The following is a 25,556-nucleotide window of genomic DNA, read 5'->3' as shown; positions in this document are numbered from 1 at the left end:
TGTGCTCGGTCGAATGCGCAATATGGCGACCAATTGTCGCAATTACTACCGTAATTTTCTAACGGATTAATTGCGGTTTGCGAGATTTTTTACGCACCTGCACACCATTTGTGCAATGCGAAAAAATGATCAAAAACTAGCTTGACGCGCTGTGCGAAATGCATTTGTCTGGGACCAATTCAAGATTGGTTCAGACATTGGTCCGGCAGTGAGCGAAGCATCCCACGACAATTCGGCCTATGCCCTTGGGCGCCTGCGGGCGCTGATCGCCGGTGGTGAGCTGGCGGATGGCAAGCTGCCGACCGAGCGTGCGCTGTCGGAAACGCTGGGCGTCGGTCGGCGTTCGGTTCGCCGAGCGCTGGAAGTGCTGGAATCCGAGGGCCTGATCTGGCGTCGTCAGGGGGCGGGGACCTTTGTCGGCGAAAAGCCGGATGGCTGGAGCAATCATGTCGAGGCTCTGGTGGCCGGAACGGACATGCTGGAGATCATGGAAGTGCGGCTGCGCATCGAGCCGCAACTGGCACAGCTGGCGGCGATGCGCGCCAAGCCGGACGAGGTCGAGCGTATGCGGGCGCTGGCGGAAAAAATCGGTCAGAGCACGGATGCGGATGCCAAGGAGCTGTGGGATGGCGCGCTGCACCGGCAGATCGCCCAGAGTGCCGGCAACCAGCTGTTTCTGTCGATCTTCGATGTCGTCAACCGCATCCGCCAGGATGAAGCCTGGCAGTCGATCCGTGAACGCGCCCGCCGTGTCGGCAAGAATGCGCGCGCCTCCTATCTGCAGCACCACGCCATTGTCGATGCGATCGCGGCGCGTGATCCGCGCAAGGCGAGCGAGGCGATGCGCCAGCATCTGCTGATGCACCAGGAGCGTCTGATCCGCGCGACCTCGATGGATGCGGCGGGCATGACGGATGCGGAGATCGCGGCACTTGAAGCTCTCGATGACGAAGGAGATCAGCTCAGCGCTGCATCCTGAGTTTTTCAAAAATACCTGCCGCGCCTTTTCGGGCGGCCAACAAGAACAATGCCAAAAACAGTGTCAAATCAGACCAGAGGAACGAATATGAAGAAATTTGCCACCCTGACTTCGGCGCTGCTGGCCAGCGCTTTTCTGGCCGCACCGGCCATGGCGTCCGAACTGCGCATCGGTCTCAACGACGATGCCGACGTTCTCGATCCGGCGCAGTCGCGTACCTTCGTCGGCCGCATCGTTTATACCTCGATGTGCGACAAGCTGGTCGATATCGATCAGAACATGAAGATCGTGCCGCAGCTGGCGACCGAATGGGCCTGGTCCGAAGAGGGCAAGGTTCTGACGATGAAGATCCGCGACGGCGTGAAGTTCCACGATGGCGAAACCCTTGATGCCGCTGCCGTTGTCGCCACTATCGAACGCAACATGACGCTGCCGGAATCGCGCCGCAAGAGCGAGCTTTCCTCCGTTGCCAAGGTCGAGGCCTCCGGTCCGCTCGAAGTAAAATTCACCCTGAAATCGCCTGACGTGACGCTGCTTGCCCAGCTGACCGACCGCGCCGGCATGATCGTCGCGCCGAAGGCCGCCAAGGAACTCGGTGCCAACTTTGGTTCCAAGCCGGTCTGCGCCGGTCCGTTCAAGTTCGTCGAGCGCATCCAGCAGGACCGTATCGTTCTCGAAAAATTCGCGGACTACTGGGACAAGGACAAGATCAAGGTCGACAAGATCACCTTCCTGCCGATCCCGGACACGACGGTAAAGCTCGCCAACCTGCGTTCGGGTGATCTCGACATCGCCGAGCGTATCGCCGCCTCCGACGCACAGTCCGTCAAGGATGACGCGAACCTGACCTATGCCGACGTCATCGGTCCCGGCTACATGGCCATGTATGTCAACATCAACAACGGTGCGCGCGCCGACAACCCGCTCGGCAAGGACAAGCGCCTGCGTCAGGCATTCTCGCTGGCCATCGACCGCGAAGCGCTTGGCCAGATCGTCTACGAAGGCACGTCGCTGGCCGGCAATCAGCCTTTCCCGTCCACCAGCCCCTGGTTCAACAAGGACCTGCCGGTGCAGGCGCGTGACGTCGAAAAGGCCAAGCAGCTGATGAAGGAAGCGGGTTACGAAACCCTCGACATCGAGCTGCAGCACGCCAACAACACCACGCAGACACAGGCGATGCAGGTCATCCAGTCGATGGTGGCGGAAGCAGGCTTCAACGTCTCGCTGAAGGCGACCGAGTTCGCGACGCTGCTGTCGGAACAGACCGCCGGCAACTATCAGCTTTCGCGCTCCGACTGGTCCGGCCGTATCGACCCGGATGGCAATATTCACCAGTTCGTCACCTGCAAGGGCGGCATCAACGACGTGAAATATTGCAACCCGGAAGTCGACAAGCTGCTCGACGAAGCCCGCACCTCGCAGGACGACGCCGTGCGCAAGCAGAAATATGATGCCGCCAGCGTCATTCTCGCCGACGACATGCCGATCATCTATCTCGGCCACAACCCCTATGCATACGCGATCTCCAAGAAGGTCGAAGGCTTTGCGCCTTCGCCGGATGGCATGATGCGCCTGCTAGGCGTCTCCAAGAAGTAATCCCGACATACGATCGCCGCGCGGGCACCAACGTCCGCGCGGTCTCTCACGTTACAAGAGGGCGATGACATGCCTGTCTATATCGGCAAGCGGCTGCTGGTCGCGATCCCGACACTGTTGATCATTTCGATCTTTGTGTTTTCGCTGCAGAAACTTCTGCCCGGCGACCCCATTCTCGCCATGGCGGGTGAAGAGCGCGATCCGGCGACGCTGGATTTCCTGCGCGAAAAATATCACCTCAACGACCCCGTGATCATGCAGTATCTCCGCTGGCTCGGAGCCATGCTGACAGGCGATTTCGGCATTTCGCTCAGAACCAACCAGCCGGTGCTGGAACTGATCGGCCAGAAATTGCCGGTGACGATCCAGTTTGCCGCGATGGCGATGATCTTTGCCCTGCTGATCGGTATTCCGACCGGCATTCTCGCCGCCGTCTACAAGAACCGCGCGCTCGACTACATTGCCAATATCGTGGCGCTGTCGGGCCTGTCGGTTCCAAACTTCTGGCTCGGCATCATGCTGATCCTACTGATCTCTGTTCAGCTCGGCTGGTTGCCGGCCTCCGGTTACGAATCGATCTTTGTCGATCCGGTGCGCTCGATCAAAACCATGATCATGCCGGCCTTCGTGCTGTCGACGGCGCTGGCCGCTCAGCTGATGCGCCACACGCGTTCCGCCATGCTCGGCGTGCTGAGTTCGGACTATATCCGCACCGCCCGCGCAAAAGGTCTGTCGCCGCGCGAGGTCATTCTCAGCCACACGTTCCGCAACGCGCTTCTGCCGATCATCACGCTTTCGGCGCTGCTGTTCGGCGAACTTCTGGCCGGTGCCGTGCTGACCGAACAGATTTTCACCATTCCCGGTTTCGGCAAGATGACCGTCGATGCCGTCTTCACCCGTGATTACGCCGTGGTGCAGGGCATCGTCATGTGCACGGCCATCGGCTTCATCCTGATGAACCTGCTTGCCGATGTGCTTTACGCGCTGCTCAACCCGCGTCTGAGGGCCACGCTATGACCGTTATCGAACAGACCGCCCCGATCCTGAAACCCCGCGAGAAAAGCCGCGCATGGCGCAAGATGAAGGCCAATCGTGGTTCGCTGGTTGGACTGGTGATCATCGCCTTTTTCGCCATCCTCGCCATTCTGGCACCGATCCTGCCGATCCCCGATCCGGTTGCCACCAGCTGGGGGGCGATCCGCAAGGCACCGTCGGCAGCACACTGGCTTGGCACCGACGATCTCGGCCGTGACATCCTCTCCCGCATGATCTGGGGCGCGCGCGCCTCGCTGATGGCGGGTGTGGTGTCGGTCGCCATCGCCGTTGCCATCGGCGTGCCTTTTGGCCTGCTGTCGGGTTATTTCGGCGGCTGGGTCGATCAGGTCATCCAGCGCGTGACCGAAGCATTGCTGGCCATGCCGTTCCTGATCACCGCAATCGCGCTTGCCGCCTTCCTCGGCCCGAGCCTGACCAATGCGATGATCGCCATCGGCCTTTCCGCCATGCCGATCTTCGTGCGGTTGACGCGTGGTCAGGTTCTGGCGGTGAAGACGGAAGATTATGTCGAAGGCGCCCGTTCGGTCGGTCTCGGCCATGTCGACATCATGACGCGCTACATCCTGCCCAACGTCTTTGCGCCGATCATCGTGCAGGCGACGCTGACGGTCGCGACAGCGATCATCGCCGAAGCGTCTCTGTCCTTCCTCGGTCTTGGCCAGCAGGCACCGGCACCCTCCTGGGGTTCGATGCTCAATGTCGCCAAGAACTTTCTGAGCCAGGCGCCATGGATGGCGATGTGGCCGGGTGCGGCGATCTTCCTCGTCGTCATCGGTTTCAATCTTCTCGGCGACGGTCTGCGCGATGCGCTCGACCCGCGCGAAAGCTAAATTTTTGCAAGGAATGCAGATATGAGTGACTTTACGACAAGGCCCGAAATCCTCGGCACGTTCGGTGTCGTCACCTCCACCCACTGGATCGCCTCCGCTGTCGGCATGGCCATCCTCGAAAAGGGCGGCAACGCTTTCGACGCCGCCGTTGCCACAGGCTTCGTACTGCAGGTGGTCGAGCCGCATCTCTGCGGTCCCGGCGGCGACATGCCGGCGATCATCTATTCGACCAAGAAGGACAAGGTCGAAGTCATCTGCGCGCAGGGTCCGGCTCCGGCTGGTGCCACGATCGAGCATTACACATCGGAAGGCCTGAAGCTGATCCCCGGCGACGGCCTGCTTTCGACCGTCATTCCGGGCGCCTTCGACGGCTGGATGTTGATGCTGCGTGACTACGGCACGATGTCGGTGCGCGAAGTTCTGGAACCGGCCATCTATTATTGCGAGCACGGTCATCCGGTGCTGCCGCGCGTTTCCGCCACCATCAAGGGGCTGGCCGAATTCTTCCAGAAGGAATGGCCGACGTCCTATGAAACCTGGCTACCGGGCGGTGCTGCGCCGGAGCCGCTGGAAAACTTCAAGAACCCGGTTCTGGCCGAAACCTGGAAGCGCATCATCCGCGAATCCGAAGCCGTCAGCGGCCGCGAGGCACAGGTGGATGCGGCGCGCGACGCCTTCTATCGCGGTTTTGTCGCCGAAGCGATCGAGGATTTTCTGAAGACCGCCGAAGTGATGGATGCCAGCGGCATCAAACACAAGGGCGTGCTGACCGCCGCCGACATGGCCGGCTGGAGCGCCACGATCGAAGCGCCGCAGACCTACGATTACCACGACTGGACCGTCGCCAAGACCCCGAGCTGGGGGCAGGGGCCGGTTCTCCTGCAGTCGCTGGCGCTGCTGTCCAAGATCGATCTGGCATCGATGGACCCGACCGGTCCGGAATTCGTGCATACCGTCGTCGAGGCGATGAAGCTCGCTTATGCCGACCGCGAAGTCTATTACGGCGATCCCGAATTCGCGCAGGTGCCGATGCAGACGCTGCTGTCGGATGCTTATAACGACGAGCGCCGCAAGCTGATCGGCTCGGAAGCATCCTATGAACTGCGCCCGGGAAAACTGCCGGGTTTCGAGAACCAGTACGACCTCACCATGTCCATGCTGTCGAGTTTCAGCGGCAAGGGTGCGGTCTATGAGCCGACCATGGCGCATCTGTCGGAAAAGCGCGGCGATACCGTGCATATCGACGTCATCGACCGCTGGGGCAACATGGTCTCGACCACGCCGTCCGGCGGCTGGCTGCAATCCTCGCCGATCGTGCCGGGTCTCGGTTTCGCACTGAACTCGCGTGCGCAGATGTTCTGGTTGAAGGAAGGCCTGCCGACCTCGCTGGCGCCGGGCCGTCGTCCGCGCACCACGCTGACGCCGTCGCTGGCGCTGCATCAGGGCCGCCCGACGCTTGCCTTCGGCACGCCCGGTGGCGATCAGCAGGACCAGTGGCAGCTGCCGTTCTTCCTGCGCTATGTGCATCATGGCAAGAACCTGCAGGCGACCATCGACATGCCGCTGTTCCACACCACGCATTTCCCGGGGTCGTTCTATCCGCGCACCAGCCAGCCGGGCAATATCATGGTGGAAGCCAATGTCGGCGAGGCCGCATTGGGTGACCTGCGCAAGCGCGGACACGATGTGACCGTGTCGGATGCCTGGAGCGTCGGCCGCCTGACGGCCGCCAAGCGCGAGGCGGACGGTCTGTTGAAGGCGGCGGCGACCCCGCGCCTGATGCAGGCCTATGCGGTGGGGCGCTGAACCATGACGTGGTCGATCGTGGTACGCGACCCGGACAGCGGGCACTTTGGCATCGCCGTGGCGAGCCGGTTCTTTTCGGTCGGCTCCGCCGTCCCGCATATCCGTGGCCGTATTGGCGCGATCGCCACACAGGCTTTCGTCAGCCCGCTTTACGGCACCGATGGCTTGAAAATGATGGCGGAGGGGCTTGCTCCCGACGCCATCATTAGCGCCCTGACGCAGCGTGATGACGGCCACCAGCAGCGGCAGATGCATCTCATTGACGCTGCGGGACGCAGCGCCGCTTTCACCGGTAAAAAATGCATCGACTGGGCCGGGCATCTTGTCGAGGACGGTGTGTCCGTTGCCGGCAACATGCTGGCCGGGCCGCAGGTGATCGAAGAGACCATGCGGGTCTACCGCGAAGGCGCTGCTAAGCCTCTCGCCGAGCGCCTGCTCGATGCCATGGATGCCGGTGAAAAGGCGGGCGGCGACAAGCGTGGCAAACAGTCGGCGGCGCTCGTTCTCTATCGCGATCAGGATTACCCCTGGTTCGACATCCGCGCCGACGATCACACCGATCCTTTGGCCGAACTGCGCCGGCTGCTCGCCGTTGCCAGTGAACGTTTCCTGCATGTCGCAGAGACCATGCCGACACGCCAAAACCCTCACGGTCTGACCGACCGGACCGAAATCGACCGCAAGATTGCGGCGCTGGAAGCGGAGCGCGAGGCCAAGGGCCTGCCATCCGCCTCCTTCGCAACTCCATGGAAGCCCCTATGACCAACGCTCCCGTCCTGTCCGTCCGCAATCTTACCACCTCGTTCAAGACGGCCGATGGCTGGAAGACCGTCGTGCGCGACATTTCCTTCGACGTGCATGCCGGTGAAACGGTCGCCATCGTCGGCGAGAGCGGTTCGGGCAAATCCGTCACCTCGCTGTCGATCATGCGCCTGCTGGCACAGGGTTCGAGCAGGATCGAGGGCGAGGTTTTCCTGAACGGTCAGAACATTCTGGCGCTTTCGGAAAAGGATATGCGCGGCGTGCGCGGCAATGATGTCGCGATGATCTTTCAGGAACCGATGACCTCGCTCAACCCGATTTTTACGATCGGTCGGCAGATCTCGGAGGTTCTCATTCGCCACAAGGGCATGAACCAGACCGAGGCGCGTGCCGAGACCGTGCGCCTGCTGGAAAAGGTGCGCATTCCCAATGCCTCGTCGCGTTTCGATGAATATCCGCACCAGTTTTCCGGCGGCATGCGTCAGCGTGTGATGATCGCCATGGCGCTCGCTTCTAAGCCAAAGCTGCTGATCGCCGACGAACCGACAACCGCGCTCGACGTCACCATTCAGGGCCAGATCCTCGACCTCATCAAGATCCTGCAGGAAGAAGAGGGCATGTCCGTTCTCTTCATCACCCACGACATGGGCGTTGTCGCCGAAATCGCCGACCGTACGATCGTGATGTTCCGGGGCGATCAGGTTGAGGCCGGTGCCACCGAAGACATTTTTCTCCGCGGCCAGCATCCCTACACGCGGGCGCTTCTGTCGGCCGTGCCGAAACTGGGTTCGATGGAAGGACGCAAGCGCCCGACACGTTTCCCGATCGTCGACGTGAAGACTGGCGAGGCGGCCGAGCCGATCGAGCTTTCCGATACGGTCGGCAAGGGCAAGACGCCGCTTCTGGCGGTGAAAAACCTGATCACCCGCTTCCCGGTGCGTTCCGGCCTGTTTTCGCGCCAGACCGGCGCGGTGCATGCGGTAGAGAATGTTTCGTTCGATCTGTTCAAGGGCGAAACCCTGTCGCTGGTGGGGGAGAGCGGTTGCGGCAAGTCAACGACCGGTCGTTCGATCATGCGTTTGATCGAGCCGACATCGGGCGAGGTATCGCTCGACGGTTATGACGTGATGCGTCTCGATCAGGTCGGACTGCGCCAGTTGCGCAAGAGCGTGCAGATGATCTTTCAGGACCCGTTCTCGTCGCTCAACCCGCGCATGAGCGTCGGTTCTGCCATTTCCGAACCCTTCATCAAGCACAGGCTGGGGACGGCGAAAGAGGCGAAGGAAAAGACGGCGGATCTACTGGAAAAGGTCGGCCTGTCAGCCGACATGGCGGATCGGTATCCGCACGAATTTTCCGGTGGCCAGCGCCAGCGTATCGCCATTGCTCGCGCGCTTTCGCTCGATCCGAAAGTGATCGTGGCGGATGAAAGCGTGTCGGCGCTCGACGTGTCGATCAAGGCGCAGGTCTGCAATCTGATGCTCGACCTGCAACAGAATCTCGACATCGCCTTCCTGTTCATTTCCCACGACATGGCCGTGGTCGAACGCGTCAGCCACCGGGTGGCGGTGATGTATCTCGGCGAAATCGTCGAGATCGGGCCGCGTGCCTCCGTGTTCGAAAATCCGCAGCATCCCTATACGAAAAAGCTGATGTCGGCGGTGCCGGTGCCGGATCCGGCCCGTCGCGGCATTCGTCGCGGCATTTCCAACGACGAGCTGAAAAGCCCGGTGCGTGGCATGGATTACCAGCCGCCGGTGCGCGAATATCGCGAAGTCTCGGAAGGCCATCTGGTGCAGGTGGGGTGATGCAACAACGCTCGACAACCGGTGACGGTTTTCGAGCGTTGCATGCGCGGTTGTGAGCGCTGCCTTTTCGACATCCTGTGTATCGCACGGCATTGCGGCCGTGTGGTATCTACACGCACCGGCTGCGCATATAGTCGTCTGAAGCAAAATCGATATCGACTTATGGTTGTGTTTGTGGTTTTGTATGCGCGGGGCAAGACGACGCGTCGTCATCACGACGTAAAATTTCCAGGTCAGACTTCAATCCTGCTTTCTAAAGATTTCATTCGCGGTGACGTGAACGAGGATCACTATCGCTGTGTGTCGGAATGGTGGGAACCGATCCTGAAATAGGCGCAAAGGGGGGAGCGGATGGCAGCCATGTCTCTTCATATCGATCAGGCCGTCGCCAAGGCGGAGGAACGCGCCGATGATCTGGGCGGCAACCTCCAGACACTTGCCGCGCATTTGCGGGAAACACCGCCGGCCGAAATCGCCAGCCCTGCCGAAAAACGCCAGCGGCGAAAATTTCTCGGAGAACTTTATGGTTCGGACAGTGCGGCCCAAACCGCGTTCGAGCGCATCATTGCCGGTAACGAACTGCAGGATGCGAATTATCTGGCAAGAGGCGCGGTGGCCGCACGGACGATCATGCGGATCGTGCTTCGCAATGCCAATGGTGCGACCGTCGGTTATGGCAGCGGCTTTCTCGTCGGCAACGGCGTCCTGATTACCAACAACCACGTTCTGGGCGGGCCTGATGCGGCCCGGCATGCGCAGGCGGAGGCATTTTTTGAACGATCAGCCATGGGGATCGATCTGACGCCCTGGAGTTTTGCGCTGAAACCGGAGCAGCTGTTTTATACATCGAAAGCGCTCGATTTTACGCTGGTTGCGGTTTCCGAGCGCGATCGGACTGGACGCTCGGCGCTCGCATCGTTGGGCTGGCTGCCTCTGCTCGGAGAGGGCGGCAAGGCGATGGAGGGGGAATGGCTGACGATCATCCAGCATCCGAACGGGGAGCGCAAGCAGGTCTGCGTGCGCGAAAACCAGCTGCTCAAGCGCGACAAGGATGTGCTCTGGTACTCGACCGATACGCTGGGTGGTTCTTCCGGATCCGCCGTTCTTAACAACGATTGGCTGGTTGTCGCCCTGCATCATTCCGGTGTGCCGGAGATGAAAGACGGTCGATGGCAAACAATCGATGGCCGCGATTACGATCCGACGCGAGACGGTGAAGACCGCATCAAATGGATTGCCAATGAAGGCATCCGGGTTTCGCGTATCGTCGAAACGCTGAGAGCCGATGTAGCAATCTCCAGACATCCGATGGTGGCGCCGATCTTGTCGACAGGTGTCGGGGCGATCGATGCAAGGCTGCCGGTGCTTTTTGCGGCGGGGCAGCCCCTGCCTGATCTTTTGAGCGATGGCGCATCAACGGCGATTGCCGGCCATTCCGGCGCACGGCCGCTTGCTGTTGCTGCGCGGCAATCATCCGCCCCGGCGACAGCCACCGCCTTGTCAGACACAGCAGGTTCGACGCAATCCAAAATCCGGGAGACCCGCATGGCCAAGCATATCACGCTCAATCTGCTGATCGATGACGACGGCAGCGTTTCGGTTTCTCAGGGTGGGGCTGCCGAGGCGGCCTTTGTTGGTCTGGAAAGCGCCACGGTGAAAAAGAGAAAGGAACGAATTCGAGCCTCTGTCGAGCCTATCGAGGATTGGACAAAGGGTTATAATCCGGAGTTCCTGGGCAAGGGGGATCTTCGTGTCAATTTGCCGATCGTAGTTGAGACACAGCGTATCGCGCCTTTATGCGACGCCTATAAACAGCGTTTTACGGCAGAACAGAAAACCGCCGGCGTGCTGAATTACAATGGCTTCAGCGTCGTGATGAACAAGGATCGGCGTCTCGCTTTTTTTTCCGCGGCCAATGTCTGCGGTGGCATGCGGACACAACTTGCAGGGGTGGCGGCAAGCTGGCGGTATGATGATCGCATCGATCGCAATCATCAGATCGATGACAGCTATTACAGCTACAACAAGAACAAGTTCGATAAAGGACACCTGACGCGGCGTGAAGATATGGAATGGGGCAACACGCCCGTCGAGGCGATCCGTCGTGCCAACAGCACTTTCGTATGGCCCAATTGCTCACCGCAGCACGCAATCTTTAATCAGGACAAGGATAGGGATCCGAGTATCCATCTCTGGCACGGGTTAGAGCTGTATGTGCTTGAAGAGCGGGCGCGGGAAAAATTCGATGTTCAGGTCATAACGGGACCAGTATTTGGCGTTGCCGATCCTATCTATCGAAACATCGCCTATCCTCTGGACTACTGGAAAGTTGTAGTTGCCGTCGATGAAGATGGGAAACTTTTCGCCACTGGATATGTTCTGAGCCAAAAGAGAACGATCGATACATACGGATTGGAAAAAGCAGGGCGCCAGCCTTTTGAGGGCGGCATTTATGCAACGTATCAGCGCTCACTCAGCTTTATCGAGGATTTGACCGGTCTCAAATTTACGTACGGGGAACAAAAGGCAGGGATAGAGGCGAAGTCGCTGAGTGAATTTGATCCGCTCGCTTCGCCCAAAATTCCGGTGCCCGGAACTCGCCGGTCCATCTCTGCTTCTGAACGTCTTGCGGGGGGATATGACGACGCTTTGACCACGTTCGAAGACATTGTTTTATTCTAAGGCATGGCTCGCGAAGTGTGTCGCTGCCTTGCGGCAAGGGTGAACAAAAGTAGAAGATTGCGCGTGGTAAGTGAACCCGCAGGACTGTGACGCCGTGTCGATATCTCGCTCGGATGAAGACCGTGTTTTAGACAGGCATGTTGCAAGCCGGGCGGGGGATCGAGGCCCACCGGCAACCGCTTTATTCAGATCAGCCTCAAACCCTTCAGGCTGGCATGGCCGTCCTTGCCGATGATGATGTGGTCATGCACCGCGATGCCGAGCGGTTTGGCCGTATCGATGATCGTTTTGGTCATGTCGATATCGGCGCGTGACGGGGTCGGGTCGCCACTCGGATGGTTGTGGACGAGAACCATGGCTGTCGCCGAAAGTTCCAGCGCGCGGCGCACCACTTCGCGTGGATAGACCGGGGTGTGATCGACCGTACCCTTGCCCTGCACCTCGTCGGCAATCAGGGCGTTGCGTTTGTCGAGAAAGAGGATGCGGAACTGCTCGCGCTCTTCATGGGCCATGGCCGCGTGGCAATAGTTGATGACCGATGACCACGAGGACAGAACCTGCTTTTCGCGCAAATCGCTTTTGAGCATACGCTGGCCGACGGTGGCGACGAGTTTCAGGTCCAGCGCGACGTTTTCGCCGACGCCTTTGACTTCCTGCAAGAGGCCAAGCGGCGCGCCGAGCACGCCGGCAAGATTGCCGAAACGGGCGATCAGGGTTTTGGCAAGCGGCTTGGTGTCGCGTCGCGGGATGGACCGGAACAGCAGCAGTTCCAGAACTTCATAATCGGCGAGCGAGGTATCGCCATGATCGCGATATTTGTCACGCAGACGCTCGCGATGGCCGATGTAATGCGCGGGCGGTTCGGTGGCGCCGCTGTCCTCTATGGCCTTCTTGATATTGTCGCGGCGACCGGCCTGCTCGGCGAAAAAACCGCGCTCATCAACAAAATTCTTATCCGCCTCCGCCCCATCCGCGGAATTTTCACCGTCAGTCGAGGGGAAGGCGGGAGGTTTTGCCATGTCAGCCCTGTAGTGGTGGCAGGCCGGGGCGGTCGAGGCCGCCCGGCGACAGCGTAAAGATTTCGCAGCCGGTGGCGGTGACGCCGACGGCGTGTTCGTATTGCGCCGACAGCGAGCGGTCGCGGGTGACGGCGGTCCAGCCATCGGCCAGAACCTTCACATGCGGCTTGCCGAGATTGATCATCGGCTCGATGGTGAAAATCATGCCCTCGCGCATTTCCGGGCCTTCATCGGCGCGGCCGTAATGCAGGATATTGGGCGTATCGTGAAAAATCTGTCCGACGCCATGGCCGCAGAAATCGCGCACGACGGAGCAGCGCTGCGCTTCGGCATAGGTCTGGATGGCTTCACCGATGGCGCCGATGCGGGCACCGGGGCGGACGGCGGCAATGCCGCGCATCAAACATTCGTGGGTGACTTCCAGCAGGCGCTCGGCGGCGCGCTTGATCTGGCCGACGGGATACATACGGCTCGAATCGCCATACCAGCCATCGAGAATGTAGGTGACGTCGATATTGACGATGTCGCCCTCGCGCAGCGGCTTGTCATCGGGCATGCCGTGACAGACGACATGGTTGAGCGAGGTGCAGACGGAATATTTGTAGCCGCGATAACCGAGCGTGGCCGGCAGCGCGCCGTTGTCCATGCCGAATTCGAAGATGAAACGGTCGAGCGCATTGGTGGTGACGCCCGGCTTGACGAGTGCGGCCAGTTCATCGAGGCAACGGGCGGTCAGTTGCGACGCCTTGCGCATGCCGGCGAAATCCTCAGCCGTATACAGCCGGATCGCGCCAGTGTTCTTCAAGGGGGCGGAGACCGCTTCGATGTAACTTACCATTGCCGTGCCTTCATGAGATTTCCTTTCGTTCATAAAGGAGTGAGGCGGGGTTCGTCCATTACCTTGATTTAGGGGAGGCGGATTTGTGTCGGCGGTGACGGGATTTCAGAGAAGTTCTTCCACCGCAATCAGCCTCGTCGCGCGGATTTCCTCCGGCGACACTTCGCAAGCCAGCGCATAAGCCTCCACGCCACGGGATGCCGCACGTTTGAAGGCGTTAGCATAGACGGGGTCGAGATCGCCGCAGATGCGCAAGGAATCGCAATCGTTGCGCTGGATGACATAGAGCATCACGGCGCGATGACCGGCCTCTGCCATATCCCCGAGTTCATCGAGATGGCGGGCGCCGCGTTGGGTGGCCGTGTCGGGGAATTCGGCAAGGCCGGGTGTCCGCATGAAATGCACGTTCTTGACCTCGACATAACAATCCGGCCGGCCTTCGCCCGATAGCAGGAAATCGATGCGCGATTTCAGGCCGTATTTCTGTTCGCGGCGCAAAAGATCGTAACCGGCAAGCGCGGGCACGATACCGGCAAGGATGGCTTCTTCCGCCAGCTTGTTGGGCAGGCCGGTATTGATGCCGACCGTCGTGCCATCCGCCTCGATCATTTCGAACATGTGGCGGTATTTGCGGGTCTTGCTGTCGTGTTCCGACAGCCATACGCGGGAGCCCGGCGTTGTGAGGCCGCGCATCGAGCCGGTGTTCGGGCAGGAACCGGTGATTTGGGTGCCGTCTTCGAGTACGGCGTCGAACAGGAAGCGTTTGTAACGGCTGATCAGCGTGGCCGGCACGAGAGGGGAGGCAAAGCGCATTTTCTGGGAAACTCAGGAACGGACGAGGACGTAGGTGCCGGGCGCTTCGCCGAGCGGTTTCAGCTTGGTTCCGCCCGGTTGGCGGGCGGGAACATGGGCGTCGTCCTGCGTGGAAATCCAGGCCTGCCAGTGCGGCCACCATGAGCCTTCTTCCGGATAGGCGGCGGATAGCCAGTCATCGAGCGTGCCGGAGAGAGGTGCACCGGACCAGTATTGATATTTCTTGCGCTCCGGCGGATTGACGACGCCGGCGATATGGCCGGAAGCGGCCAGCACGAATTCGGTTTGGCCGCCGAAGAGCATGCTGCCCTTGAAGACGGATTTCGCCGGCGCGATGTGATCGTCGCGGGTGGCGAGGCTGTAGACCGGGATTTTGATGTCGGAGAGCGAGATCGGCTGTCCGGCCAGCTCCATCTTGCCAAGGCTTAAGGCGTTGTCGAGATAACAACTGCGCAGGTAATAGGCGTGATTGGCCGGTGTCATGCGGGTGGAATCGGCGTTCCAGTGCAACAGGTCGAAGGGCAGGGGATCTCGACCTTTGAGGTAATTGCTGACGACATAGGGCCAGATCAGTTCGGAGGCGCGCAGCATGTTGAAAGCCGTCGCCATTTTCGATCCTGCCAGATAACCGACGTCGGCCATGTGTTTTTCGAGGATCACCAGCTGTTCCTCATCCACGAACACTTTCAGGTCGCCGGCGTGGGTGAAATCCACCTGTGCGGCGAGAAATGTGGCGGAGACGACGCGTGGCTGTCGGGCTTTTGGTTTTTCGGTCTTCCGGGCAAGGGCAGTCGCCAGCAGCGTGCCGCCAACGCAGTAACCTATGGCGTTGATCTCGCGTTCGCCGGTAGCGGTCTGGACGGTCTTCAGCGCAAAATCGATGCCGTCGTCGATATAGCTTTCCCAGCCCATTTTCGCATGGCGCTCGTCCGGGTTGACCCAGGAGACCATGAAAACGGTATGGCCCTGTTCCACGCACCAGCGGACAAAACTTTTCTGCGGCGTGAGGTCGAGAATGTAGAACTTGTTGATCCATGGCGGAATGATCAGCAGCGGGCGCTTTAAGACGGTTTCGGTTGTCGGTGCGTATTGGATGATCTCGCAGATCTCGCTACGGGCGACCACCTTGCCGGAGGTGATGGCCAGATCCTTGCCGATGACATAGCGGCTTTCGTCCGTCTGGCGCAGGCGCAGCTCGCCGCCGCCCTTGGCGATATCCTCGGCGAGCAGGCGCATGCCCTGCACGAGATTGATGCCGCTGGAGGCGACCGTTTCGCGAAACACTTCCGGGTTGGTGAGCGCGAAATTGGCGGGGGAGAGCGCCGCCGTTACCTGCCGCAGGTAGAAGTCGGCCTTGTGACGGGTGTGTTCATCGAGATCCTGCGCCTGTTTGACCAGTTGTTCGGCCCATGCGGCGGTGACAACATAGGCCTGCCGCAGCACCGCGAAGAATGGATTTTTGCTCCAGTCCTCGTCGGCGAATCGTTTGTCCTTTGGCAGTTCCGGTTCCGGCGGCACCGCTTCGCCGGAAAATCGGGCGACGGAGCGCGACCAGATGGTCATATAGCTCGACAGAAGAAGGGTCTGCGCTTCGAGCGTGCGCTGCGGTTCGGCCATCCAGTATTCGGCCACTTTCGACAGCGTCTTGATCAGGTCGGTGAGCGGATCGAGCGTATCCACAAGCTCGCCGCGTTCGCGGGGGCCGAGCCATTCCGTCGCGGCCTTGCCGAAATTTTCGGCGGCGCGAGCGAGGTTCATCGCAAGCGTATGGGGATCCTTGACCAGATAGGCGTCCACAGAGGCGGGATCAAACCCGGGAAAACCCTGGTTTTCCGTATTGCCGGTCTGGTCTTTTTTTGCGCTCACGCTGGCCGTCCGGTCTCTGTTGAATTAAAGTCCATTTTCGTTTGTATATGGCGCTCGAAAGCGAATACAAGTCCAGCGATTGGCGTTCGCCAACAGACGTTTCGATGAAAGGTGGACGCAGGGAATGGAAAAAATGAGGCATGGGTTCGGCAGACTGTCTTTCGTGGCTGCCCTGATTGCCATTCCGGTGGGGCTGTCCGGCTGCAATTCCTTTGCGCTGGATGACGGCATTCCCAACACCGCGCCGACAGCAACCGTGGTTCCGGCGCGCAGCGTCACGCCCGGTCCGGTGGCCCGCAAGCAGGGGGGCGGATACCCGACTTTCGACGGCAAGCTGACCGCCGCAAACACCCAGATCGACGATGCCGAATATACCAGCCAGGAAAGCCAGATGTCGGCATTGGCGCGCGCGCGGGGCAATGGTTCGATCTCGGAAAGAGAATACCAGCAGCGTGTTGCCGAACTGCAGGCCGTCGCGACCGGTCACGTAACCGACGCGGACGCTAAAATCTCCGGCAAATAGGCTTGCGTTTGCGCCGATTTGGACGCAAAGCACGCCTCCAGCCTGATGTGAGCCGCATTGGTTGCGGTTCAAGGCTTTTATCCTTCCAAGGGGAGAGACATGGAAGAGTTTCATAAGGTCCGGCGCCTACCGCCCTACGTCTTCGAACAGGTCAACCGTTTGAAGGCCAGCGCGCGAGCGGGTGGCGCGGACATTATCGATCTCGGCATGGGCAATCCCGACCTTCCGACGCCGAAGGCGATCGTCGACAAGCTGTGCGAAGTGGTTCAGGACCCGCGCACGCACCGGTATTCGTCATCCAAGGGCATTCCGGGTCTGCGCAGGGCGCAGGCTGCTTATTACGCCCGTCGTTTCGGCGTGAAGCTGAACCCGGATACGCAGGTTGTCGCCACCCTTGGCTCCAAGGAAGGCTTTGCCAACATGGCGCAGGCCATCACGGCGCCTGGCGATGTCATCCTTTGCCCGAACCCGACCTATCCGATCCACGCTTTCGGCTTCCTGATGGCCGGTGGTGTGATCCGCTCGATGTCGGTCGAGCCGGACGAGAGTTTCTTTCCGCCGCTCGAGCGTGCGGTCAAACATTCGATCCCAAAACCGCTGGCGCTGATCATCAACTATCCGTCCAACCCGACGGCGCATGTCGCCTCGCTGGATTTCTACAAGGACGTGATCGCGTTCGCCAAGAAGCATGAGCTGATCGTTCTGTCCGACCTTGCCTATTCGGAAATCTATTTCGACGAAAAGGCGCCGCCGCCGTCGGTTCTGGAAGTGCCGGGCGCGATCGATGTCTGCGTCGAGTTCACCTCGATGTCGAAAACCTTCTCCATGCCCGGCTGGCGCATGGGTTTTGCCGTCGGCAACGAGCGCCTGATCGCCGCGCTGACGCGGGTCAAATCCTATCTGGATTATGGTGCGTTCACGCCGATCCAGGTGGCCGCGACCCATGCCCTGAACGGTGATGGCGCCGACATCGCCGAAGTGCGCAATGTCTACAAGCGTCGCCGCGACGTGATGGTCGACACCTTTGGCAAGGCCGGCTTCGAAGTGCCGCCGCCGGCTGCGACCATGTTCGCATGGGCCAAGATTCCGGAAAAATTCCGCCATCTCGGTTCGCTCGAGTTCTCGAAGCTGTTGGTCGAGAAGGCCGATGTGGCCGTGGCGCCGGGCATCGGTTTCGGCGAGCAGGGTGATGACTATGTGCGTCTTGCGCTGGTCGAAAACGAGCACCGCATCCGTCAGGCTGCGCGCAACATCAAGAAGTTCATGTCGACCGCCGACGAGACCATGCACAACGTGATCTCGCTCAACGCGCATCGCTGAGCAAACTTCTATCCGTGGCCGGATGATTTCGGCCACTCCCGCCTTTTTGAAATAAAATCAGGAAAAGACAGATGGCAGACGCCCTCAAAATCGGCATCGCGGGTCTTGGCACCGTGGGCTCGTCCCTGGTGCGCATTCTTGGCGAGCGTGCAAACGAACTCGCCATGACATGCGGACGTCCGATTACGATTACGGCGGTCAGCGCACGCGACAAGAGCCGCGACCGCGGTGTTGATCTGTCTGCCATCCAGTGGTTCGATTCTGCTGTCGAGATGGCGAATTCCGCCGATATCGATGTCTTCGTCGAGCTGATGGGCGGCGCCGAAGGGGCGGCCGATCAGTCGGTGCGGGCGGCACTCGCGCGCGGTCTGCATGTCGTCACCGCCAACAAGGCGCTGCTGGCGCGTTGCGGCGTTGAGCTGGCCGTGATGGCGGAAGACAAGGGCGTGCTTCTGAACTATGAAGCGGCCGTTGCCGGTGGCATTCCTGTCATCAAGGCGCTGCGTGAATCGCTGACCGGCAACACCGTGTCGCGCGTCTACGGCATCATGAACGGCACCTGCAATTACATCCTGACCCGCATGGAGAAGGAAGGATTGTCGTTCGAGGCTTGCCTCAAGGAAGCCCAGCGTCTCGGTTATGCCGAAGCCGATCCGACCTTCGATATCGAGGGCAATGACACGGCACACAAGCTGGCCATCCTGACGACGCTCGCCTTCGGCACGCAGATTGCCGCCGACGAGATCTATCTCGAAGGTATTTCCAACATCTCGATCGAGGATATTCAGGCGGCGGCCGATCTCGGTTATCGCATCAAGCTCTTGGGCGTGGCGCTGCGCACCGATACCGGCATCGAGCAGCGCGTACACCCGACGATGGTGCCGCATGACAGCGTGATTGCACAGGTGGATGGCGTGACCAATGCGGTGGCGATCGAATCCGACATTCTGGGCGAGCTTCTGATGGTTGGCCCCGGCGCCGGCGGCAATGCGACTGCCTCGGCCGTCCTGGGCGACATTGCCGACATTGCCAAGAGCCAGCCAGGCACACAGCGCGTTCCTGTGCTCGGTACGCCGGCGGCTTCTCTGGCGCCATACACGCGCGCGCAGATGCAGAGCCATGAAGGCGGTTATTTCATCCGCCTGACCGTTCTCGACCGCGCCGGTGTGTTTGCCGATGTGGCGACGCGCATGGCGGATAACGGTATTTCGCTGGAATCCATCGTGCAAAGGGCCAAGGGTTCGGAAACGGATTCGAAGACGATCATCCTCGTGACCCATGCCACGACGGAACAATCCATCCGTCAGGCGGTTGATGCTATCAAGTCCGGCACATATCTGGCAGGTGAACCGCAGGTGATCCGTATCGAGCGCCCCAAGGCTTTCTAAGACTTATCCGTTCACTCACGGATATTTTACTCTTAAAGCATGTCTGCATCTAAAGTATGAGATGCCGCTTTTGGCGGCATCGCTTTTTGTCGTGCAGAACTGCATTAAGTTTATTTTTGGTAAGATCTTACCCGTGAAACCCTTGGGCTGGTTTTGTATTTGGTTTTGGTGTATTGAACACTTCAATCAAAAAATCGGGAGGCTCTCTGAAATGTCATTGGGTGTGGCGGAAAACCTGTCACGTTTGATCGTCGATGCGGCAGCAGACAGGATTGCCGATATTCGACTGCTCGAAGGCTGGAAGGGGAGCGAAAGCGACGACGATTTTCAGGGCACGCGCAACTGGGCGGCGCTTCTGGTTCTATTGTCGGTGCCGGCATTTTTCGTGATGGTGATCTCCCTCATCGTCTGGCTTTTTTAGGCCTTAACAGGCACAGCTTTCCGATAGACGCGGTTTTTCTATTTCACGGGCTCGTTTCGCCGCATGTTGCGATGCGTCGTCTGGCCATTGTCGGGTGCCTTCGATTTAGGCTAGATGGCTCCCATGAGCCCAAGCCCTATCATGCCGACCGCATCCGAACCCGCAGACCCGATTGCACGTGCTTTTCTGGGTGTGGAAAAATCCGTCAGCGACCAGCGTTGGATGGCGCGCCTCGACCAGGCGGGCCTTAACCGCGCTTTGGCGATGTCGCAGGTCCACGGTATTCCTGAACTTGTTTGCCGCGTATTGGCTGGTCGCGGCGTTGGCGTGGATGAGGCGCCGGCCTTTCTCGATCCCACCATTCGATCGTTGATGCCTGATCCGCTGACGCTGACCGATTGCGAAAAGGCGGCCACGCGTCTGGCCGATGCCGTTGTCCGCGAGGAGCGGATTGCCATTTTCGGCGATTACGATGTCGATGGCGCATCCTCATCGGCGCTGATGTCGCGTTTCCTCCATCATTTTGGCCTGTCGAGCGAAATCTATATCCCTGACCGTATCTTTGAAGGCTATGGCCCAAATCCGGCTGCCATACGGCAGCTGATCAACAATGGCGCGCAACTGATCGTGACCGTCGATTGCGGCTCGACAAGCCATGAGTCGCTCGCCGTGGCGCGCGACGAGAACTGCGATGTTGTGGTGATCGACCATCACCAACTGGGCGAAGACCTGCCGCCATGCCTGGCGCTGGTCAATCCGAACCGCGATGACGATCTGTCGGGGCAGGGGCATCTTTGCGCCGCCGGGGTCGTTTTCCTCGTTCTGGTGGCCACGGCGCGGATCCTGCGTGAACGAAAGCATCCCAAGGCAGGGTCGCTCGATCTTCTGGCATGGCTTGATATCGTGGCGCTGGCGACGGTCTGCGATGTCGTGCCGCTGAAGGGACTGAACCGCGCCTATGTGGTCAAGGGCCTGCTGGCGGCACGCCATATGGGCAATGCGGGCCTGGCTGCGCTGTTTCGCAAGGCGGGGCTGGCGGGCCCTGTCACGCCCTATCATCTGGGTTTTCTGATCGGCCCGCGTATCAATGCCGGCGGCCGTATCGGCGACGCTGCGCTCGGAAGCCGTCTGCTAACGCTGGACGACGGGCCTGCGGCCGATGTCATCGCCGAGCGGCTGGACGAGCTTAATCGTGAGCGTCAGGCGATGGAAGCCATCATGCTGGCGGAAGCCGAGGGCGAGGTTCTGGCCGAATACGGGAACGGCGAAAACGCCTCCGTCATCGTTACTGCCAACCAGAACTGGCATGCGGGCATCGTCGGGCTGATCGCGGCCCGTATCAAGGAAAAGTTCAAGCGGCCGGCCTTTGCCATCGCTTTTGATCCGTCAGGACGCGGCACGGGTTCGGGCCGCTCCATTCCGGGCTTCGACATGGGCAGGATGGTGCGTGCGGCCGTGGATGAGGGGCTGCTGGCCAAGGGGGGCGGACACGCCATGGCGGCCGGCCTGACGGTCGATCGCGCCAATCTGGGCAAGCTGCGCGCCTTTTTCGAAACGCGTGCGGAGAAAGATGTGCCGACGCTGGTTGCCAATCACGTTCTGAAAATCGACGGTGCCCTGTCGGCCTCCGGTGCCACGCTGGAACTGATCGATCGTATGGAACAGGCAGGGCCTTACGGCTCGGGCCATTCGCAGCCGGTGTTTGCGCTGCCGTCGCACAGGATTGTCGATTCGCGCACAGTCGGCGCGTCGCATGTGAAGGTAACGCTGGAGGCTGTCGATGGCAGCCGCCTCGATGGAATCAGTTTTCGTTCGGCCGATACGCCGCTTGGGCAATTGCTGCTCAATGGCCGTGGCACGCAGGTGCATGTGGCCGGCAATCTGAGCGCTGATCACTGGCAATCCAGCCGCCGTGTTCAGTTGCGCATTCTGGATGCCGCAAGATCGCTCTGAGAGGGGCGATCTTTTCAAACGGACGAGCCGCTGTCCGCGAAGACTTTTGATGCTTCGATGATAGTCTTAAGGGGGAGGGAGTGGCACGCCCTAGGGGAGTCGAACCCCTCTTTTCAGAATGAAAATCTGACGTCCTAACCGATAGACGAAGGGCGCATGCCGTGCCGCGTTTGCTGCGGTGGGTGCCTTATAGTCAGGGTCTTTGAATGCCGCAAGCGGTAAAATGATCATTCGCACGAATTTATTCGTAAAAATGTCACTGGCCCGGACGGGCTGTGGATGATGACCGAGTCAGGATTGGTTTTGTCAGGAAAAACAGTTGTTTGCGCAGCAGGCAACACTGTGTGTGCGCCACGGAAAAGCCTGTTGATAGGCTGGGGACAAGCCGTGAATAACAGGCTTGTTGATCGCTGTGTGCTGGGGAAAGAGTGGCACGCCCTAGGGGAGTCGAACCCCTCTTTTCAGAATGAAAATCTGACGTCCTAACCGATAGACGAAGGGCGCATGCCGTGTCCGCGTTTGCTGCGGTGGCGCCCTTATAGTCAGGCCTTTTTTTTTCCGCAAGCGCCCAATGATGATTTTTTACAAAAAAATGACGACGCCCACAGGTCTCTCCGGATTTTCGAAAAAACATAGGGATTTCAGCCAGTTCCCGGCCCCTGGTCAGGCGTTGGTGTTCACCACAGGCCCTGCGCGACCGGTTGTGCGGCTGCCGGCACCGACGGGCGGGTGGAAATGCCGGGAGGCGCATGGCTGGTCGCCGGTTCTGCGGGTGCGTTGCTATCGGCACTGGCTGCCAGTTGCGGGCCGCCGGCAAACAGGCCTCCGGTGGTGCCGCTGATCCTGCGCACCGGTGCATAGGCGACGGCATCGGCGCTGAGTGAGCCCGTGGCGCTGGAAACCCGGGATGCGGCTGCCGGTGATTCCGCAACGCCGGCACCGAGATCGGTGGCCGGCGCCGCGTTTGCCGAGAAGATGCTGTTGCGGCCGGCCTGGATGCCGGTTGGTTGGGTGACGACGCCGGCCATTGCCGATTGTGCCGTTTCCAGCGTGGCGGGGGAGGCGGCGGTGTTTTGCGGCTGCGCCGTTTCCGCGGCTGGGGCAGTGTTTGAGCGCATGGCAGCGGCGGCTGTTCGTCCGGACGCGCGGAAATCTCGCACGCTCTGGCCGGGACGGGCGCTGACCAGCGGATCGACAAAGGCCTTGCTGCGGCCCGCGTCGTTGGCGACCTGCCTGGAGTTTTCAACACGTTGCATCGCTTCTGCAGCGGATTTCGGCCTCGGGCCTTGTTCGATGGCCGCAACCTCCGGCTTCTTGGAGGTCAGCGAACAGCCGGTAACGGCGAGCGCAACCAGTGTCAGCGACACAGAAAGGCCGATTCGAGTTTTGAAAATGGACGAACCGGACATTGGTTTTCCCCGCTCTGAAACGAAACAGGCCTGCATGATGCACATGCAAGCCTGTGTCAGGCTTTCGGGAAAGCCGTTGTTATGTTGTGGTCGGTTGTTACCAGCTGCCGGTGTTCGGCATCGATGCCCACGGCTCAGCCGGCGTCAGGGCTGCGCCCTTCTGCAGGATTTCGATGGAGATGCCGTCGGGAGAGCGAACGAAGGCCATGTTGCCGTCGCGCGGCGGGCGGTTGATGGTGACGCCCTTGTCCATCAGGTGCTGGCAGAACTCATGGATATTGTCGACCTCGTAGGCGAGGTGGCCAAAATTGCGGCCGCCGGTGTAATCCTCTGCGTCCCAGTTGTAGGTGAGTTCGAGGCAGGGTGCCTTTTGCGCGCGCGCGGCTTCCACGTCTTCCGAGGCGGCGAGGAAGATCAGCGTGAAGCGTCCCTTTTCGTTTTCGGTGCGACGCACCTCCTGCAAACCGAAGATTTCGGTGTAGAATTTCAGCGACGCGTCGATGTCCTTGATGCGGACCATGGTGTGAAGATAACGCATGAGGTCTCCTAATGCTCGTGATGTCAGGCGTGGCGACGCCTTGGGATATGCATCAGTCGCCAGCCTCGGACAAGGCATGCCCTTTAAGCAGAAGATAAAAGAAGTCGGGGCTTGCGCTCTACGGTCCGCGCAATGTTATTCTGACCTCTAAGAATCAGTTAACCGTAACTTCGTGACGCGTATCGAGGGGCTGAGAAAACATGGCTGACAGAATGTCATCGAAAGACATTGCCGCATTCGAAGAACTCTCGGGCGAACCGGTCGAGCTCATCGAAATCACCGGCGTGGTAAAATGGTTCGACGTGGCCAAGGGATTTGGTTTCATTGTGCCCGATAACGGCATGCAGGATGTTCTCCTGCATGTGAGCTGCCTTCGCCGGGATGGCTACCAGACGATCCTCGAGGGCACGCGCATCGTCGCGATGATCCAGCGGCGCGATCGCGGTTATCAGGCTTTCCGTATTCTCTCCATGGACCAGTCGACGGCGGTGCATCCATCGCAGATGCCGCCGGTTCGCACCCACGTTCAGGTGACGCCGACCAGCGGTCTGGAGCGGGCGATCGTCAAATGGTTCAACCGCACCAAGGGTTTTGGCTTTTTGACGCGCGGCGAGGGGACCGAGGACATCTTTGTCCATATGGAAACGCTGCGCCGCTTCGGTCTCACTGAGCTGCGCCCCGGCCAGGTCGTGCTGGTGCGTTTCGGACCCGGCGATAAGGGCATGATGGCGGCGGAAATCCATCCCGACAATCCCAATCCCGGCAACAGGGCGCATTGATCATGCGCGCCGCCGTGTCGACATTGTTCGTGAGCGCCGTTCTGGCGCTCTCTCTGTTTGTGGCCAATGCTGCCGCTGCACCCGTGCGGTTCGGGACCGAGCCGCTGACGATCGAATCGGCGGGAGGCAAACAGCACACGTTCACGGTCGAGCTGGCTCTCGACGATGCACAGCGCGAACAGGGCCTGATGCTGCGCCGGGACATGGCGCCGGACAGCGGAATGCTGTTCGATTTCGGCCTGTCGCGTGATGTCAGCATGTGGATGCACAACACGCTCATTCCTCTCGACATGCTGTTTATCGACGGCAATGGGACGATCACACATATTCACGAGAATGCCGAACCGCAATCCGACGCGATCATTTCCTCGCGCGGGCCGATCAAATACGTTCTTGAGCTGAATGGCGGGCGCAGCAAGGCGCTCGGCATCAAGGCGGGCGATATTGTGAGAAGCGGCCAGATCGGCAATGCGAAATAAACCGTGCATGGCTTTGACATTTGATGTGGTGAGAGCGTTTTTTGCTGTTGCAGCAACGGCATGAACCGTGTATCTCGCATTCATCGCAGGAACGGAGTGTAGCGCAGTCTGGTAGCGCATCTGGTTTGGGACCAGAGGGTCGGGAGTTCGAATCTCTCCACTCCGACCATCGATACCGGGCTCGGTTACGCCCATATCGGGGAACGAGCACAGCATGTCCGCCAAGATCTATCGTCCAGCTAAGACCGCCATGCAGTCCGGCAAGGCGAAGACGCATCTCTGGCTGCTCGAATTCGACCAGGAAGAGCCGCGCCGTATCGATCCGATCCTCGGCTACACCTCCACCGGCGACATGAAGCAGCAACTCAAGCTCACCTTTGAAACGCTGGAGCAGGCCTGCGCCTATGCGGAGCGCAACGGTATCGAATATCGTGTGATCCAGCCGAAAGAGCCGGCCCGCCAGACCGTTTCCTACACCGACAATTTCCGTTACAACCGCGCGACGCCCTGGACGCACTGATCCAAGGCGCCCGGAGAAGGCCCCTTAGCTCAACTGGATAGAGCAACTGCCTTCTAAGCAGTAGGTCGCAGGTTCGAGTCCTGCAGGGGTCGCCATAAATCTTTGATACTCAAGCATAAAGGCGTCGGATCTTGATCCGGCGCCTTTATGCTTTCAGGCTTTGCATGTTCG

General features: G+C 60.0%; 22 protein-coding genes and 4 tRNA genes. 18 read left to right on the top strand and 8 right to left on the bottom strand.

Going from position 1 to position 25,556, the window contains the following annotated elements; genetic code table 11:
- Positions 1-208 precede the first annotated feature (208 nt).
- The 8 genes from ACRQ1B_RS07845 to ACRQ1B_RS07810 all read left to right on the top strand — a co-directional run bounded on the left by ACRQ1B_RS07845 (position 209) and on the right by ACRQ1B_RS07810 (position 11,519).
- Complete coding sequence (locus ACRQ1B_RS07845; RefSeq protein WP_432293065.1) at positions 209-979, top strand: FadR/GntR family transcriptional regulator; 771 nt, start codon at positions 209-211, stop codon at positions 977-979.
- An 87-nt stretch (positions 980-1,066) separates the two neighbouring features.
- Positions 1,067-2,575 carry an ABC transporter substrate-binding protein gene (locus tag ACRQ1B_RS07840; RefSeq protein WP_432293064.1) on the top strand — a complete coding sequence of 503 codons (1,509 nt, stop codon included), beginning with the start codon at positions 1,067-1,069 and terminating at the stop codon, positions 2,573-2,575.
- 69 nt (positions 2,576-2,644) lie between these two features.
- Complete coding sequence (locus tag ACRQ1B_RS07835) at positions 2,645-3,592, top strand: ABC transporter permease (RefSeq protein WP_432293063.1); 948 nt, start codon at positions 2,645-2,647, stop codon at positions 3,590-3,592.
- Positions 3,589-4,461, top strand: a complete 873-nt coding sequence (locus ACRQ1B_RS07830) for an ABC transporter permease (RefSeq protein ID WP_432293062.1) — start codon at positions 3,589-3,591, stop codon at positions 4,459-4,461. Before ACRQ1B_RS07835 ends, ACRQ1B_RS07830 begins: the two co-directional genes overlap by 4 nt.
- Before the next feature lie 21 nt (positions 4,462-4,482).
- Positions 4,483-6,267 (top strand): gamma-glutamyltransferase family protein, encoded by a 1,785-nt coding sequence (locus tag ACRQ1B_RS07825; protein ID WP_432293061.1) that lies wholly within the window; start codon positions 4,483-4,485, stop codon positions 6,265-6,267.
- Positions 6,268-6,270: 3 nt separating this feature from the next.
- The gene (locus tag ACRQ1B_RS07820; protein ID WP_432293060.1) at positions 6,271-7,029 is read left to right on the top strand and encodes a DUF1028 domain-containing protein; all 759 of its coding nucleotides are present in this window, start codon (positions 6,271-6,273) and stop codon (positions 7,027-7,029) included.
- Positions 7,026-8,837, top strand: a complete 1,812-nt coding sequence (locus tag ACRQ1B_RS07815; RefSeq protein WP_432293059.1) for an ABC transporter ATP-binding protein — start codon at positions 7,026-7,028, stop codon at positions 8,835-8,837. The genes ACRQ1B_RS07820 and ACRQ1B_RS07815 overlap by 4 nt, the downstream gene beginning before the upstream one ends.
- Before the next feature lie 630 nt (positions 8,838-9,467).
- On the top strand, positions 9,468-11,519 hold the full coding sequence (locus ACRQ1B_RS07810) for a DNA/RNA non-specific endonuclease (RefSeq protein ID WP_432293058.1): 2,052 nt from the start codon (positions 9,468-9,470) through the stop codon (positions 11,517-11,519).
- 185 nt (positions 11,520-11,704) lie between these two features.
- On the opposite strand, the gene radC is transcribed toward ACRQ1B_RS07810, so the two are convergent.
- The 4 genes from radC to ACRQ1B_RS07790 all read right to left on the bottom strand — a co-directional run bounded on the left by radC (position 11,705) and on the right by ACRQ1B_RS07790 (position 16,055).
- Positions 11,705-12,538 (bottom strand): RadC family protein, encoded by an 834-nt coding sequence (gene radC, locus ACRQ1B_RS07805; protein ID WP_432293057.1) that lies wholly within the window; start codon positions 12,536-12,538, stop codon positions 11,705-11,707.
- 1 nt (position 12,539) lies between these two features.
- Positions 12,540-13,376 (bottom strand): type I methionyl aminopeptidase, encoded by an 837-nt coding sequence (gene map / locus ACRQ1B_RS07800; protein WP_432293056.1) that lies wholly within the window; start codon positions 13,374-13,376, stop codon positions 12,540-12,542.
- A 105-nt stretch (positions 13,377-13,481) separates the two neighbouring features.
- Complete coding sequence (gene sfsA / locus ACRQ1B_RS07795; protein WP_432293055.1) at positions 13,482-14,189, bottom strand: DNA/RNA nuclease SfsA; 708 nt, start codon at positions 14,187-14,189, stop codon at positions 13,482-13,484.
- A gap of 12 nt (positions 14,190-14,201) precedes the next feature.
- Positions 14,202-16,055 carry a PHA/PHB synthase family protein gene (locus ACRQ1B_RS07790; protein ID WP_432293054.1) on the bottom strand — a complete coding sequence of 618 codons (1,854 nt, stop codon included), beginning with the start codon at positions 16,053-16,055 and terminating at the stop codon, positions 14,202-14,204.
- A 124-nt stretch (positions 16,056-16,179) separates the two neighbouring features.
- Between ACRQ1B_RS07790 and ACRQ1B_RS07785 the strand changes: the two genes are divergently transcribed.
- The 5 genes from ACRQ1B_RS07785 to recJ all read left to right on the top strand — a co-directional run bounded on the left by ACRQ1B_RS07785 (position 16,180) and on the right by recJ (position 21,660).
- Positions 16,180-16,578, top strand: coding sequence for a hypothetical protein (locus tag ACRQ1B_RS07785; RefSeq protein WP_432293053.1), 399 nt, complete (start codon positions 16,180-16,182; stop codon positions 16,576-16,578).
- Positions 16,579-16,677: 99 nt separating this feature from the next.
- Entirely contained in the window at positions 16,678-17,898 is a 1,221-nt protein-coding gene (locus ACRQ1B_RS07780; protein ID WP_432293052.1) for an LL-diaminopimelate aminotransferase, read from the top strand.
- A gap of 71 nt (positions 17,899-17,969) precedes the next feature.
- Positions 17,970-19,286: a homoserine dehydrogenase gene (locus tag ACRQ1B_RS07775; RefSeq protein ID WP_432293051.1), complete on the top strand. Its 1,317-nt coding sequence runs from the start codon at positions 17,970-17,972 to the stop codon at positions 19,284-19,286.
- A gap of 70 nt (positions 19,287-19,356) precedes the next feature.
- A complete protein-coding gene (locus ACRQ1B_RS07770; protein ID WP_432293050.1) occupies positions 19,357-19,707 on the top strand; it encodes a hypothetical protein in 351 nt (116 codons plus the stop codon).
- Between the two features lie 123 nt (positions 19,708-19,830).
- Positions 19,831-21,660 carry a single-stranded-DNA-specific exonuclease RecJ gene (gene recJ / locus ACRQ1B_RS07765; protein WP_432293049.1) on the top strand — a complete coding sequence of 610 codons (1,830 nt, stop codon included), beginning with the start codon at positions 19,831-19,833 and terminating at the stop codon, positions 21,658-21,660.
- An 81-nt stretch (positions 21,661-21,741) separates the two neighbouring features.
- Here the strand turns inward: recJ and ACRQ1B_RS07760 are convergent.
- The 4 genes from ACRQ1B_RS07760 to gloA all read right to left on the bottom strand — a co-directional run bounded on the left by ACRQ1B_RS07760 (position 21,742) and on the right by gloA (position 23,607).
- Positions 21,742-21,816: transfer RNA gene (locus tag ACRQ1B_RS07760), tRNA-Glu, on the bottom strand.
- Between the two features lie 273 nt (positions 21,817-22,089).
- Positions 22,090-22,164: transfer RNA gene (locus ACRQ1B_RS07755), tRNA-Glu, on the bottom strand.
- 173 nt (positions 22,165-22,337) lie between these two features.
- On the bottom strand, positions 22,338-23,069 hold the full coding sequence (locus ACRQ1B_RS07750; protein ID WP_432293048.1) for a prolipoprotein diacylglyceryl transferase: 732 nt from the start codon (positions 23,067-23,069) through the stop codon (positions 22,338-22,340).
- A gap of 97 nt (positions 23,070-23,166) precedes the next feature.
- A complete protein-coding gene (gene gloA / locus ACRQ1B_RS07745) occupies positions 23,167-23,607 on the bottom strand; it encodes a lactoylglutathione lyase (protein WP_432293047.1) in 441 nt (146 codons plus the stop codon).
- 200 nt (positions 23,608-23,807) lie between these two features.
- Between gloA and ACRQ1B_RS07740 the strand changes: the two genes are divergently transcribed.
- The 5 genes from ACRQ1B_RS07740 to ACRQ1B_RS07720 all read left to right on the top strand — a co-directional run bounded on the left by ACRQ1B_RS07740 (position 23,808) and on the right by ACRQ1B_RS07720 (position 25,480).
- Entirely contained in the window at positions 23,808-24,386 is a 579-nt protein-coding gene (locus ACRQ1B_RS07740; RefSeq protein WP_432293046.1) for a cold-shock protein, read from the top strand.
- A gap of 2 nt (positions 24,387-24,388) precedes the next feature.
- Positions 24,389-24,865: a DUF192 domain-containing protein gene (locus ACRQ1B_RS07735; protein ID WP_432293045.1), complete on the top strand. Its 477-nt coding sequence runs from the start codon at positions 24,389-24,391 to the stop codon at positions 24,863-24,865.
- Positions 24,866-24,957: 92 nt separating this feature from the next.
- Positions 24,958-25,034: transfer RNA gene (locus ACRQ1B_RS07730), tRNA-Pro, on the top strand.
- A gap of 45 nt (positions 25,035-25,079) precedes the next feature.
- The gene (locus tag ACRQ1B_RS07725) at positions 25,080-25,385 is read left to right on the top strand and encodes an ETC complex I subunit (RefSeq protein ID WP_432293044.1); all 306 of its coding nucleotides are present in this window, start codon (positions 25,080-25,082) and stop codon (positions 25,383-25,385) included.
- An 18-nt stretch (positions 25,386-25,403) separates the two neighbouring features.
- A tRNA-Arg gene (locus ACRQ1B_RS07720) sits at positions 25,404-25,480 on the top strand.
- Positions 25,481-25,556 lie beyond the last annotated feature (76 nt).

This window comes from Endobacterium panacihumi (assembly GCF_050847465.1).
In the GTDB taxonomy this organism is placed as follows: Bacteria; Pseudomonadota; Alphaproteobacteria; order Rhizobiales; family Rhizobiaceae; genus Neorhizobium; species Neorhizobium panacihumi.
Note: the sequence above shows the minus strand (reverse complement) of the source record. Positions and strands in the feature narration are given on the sequence as shown.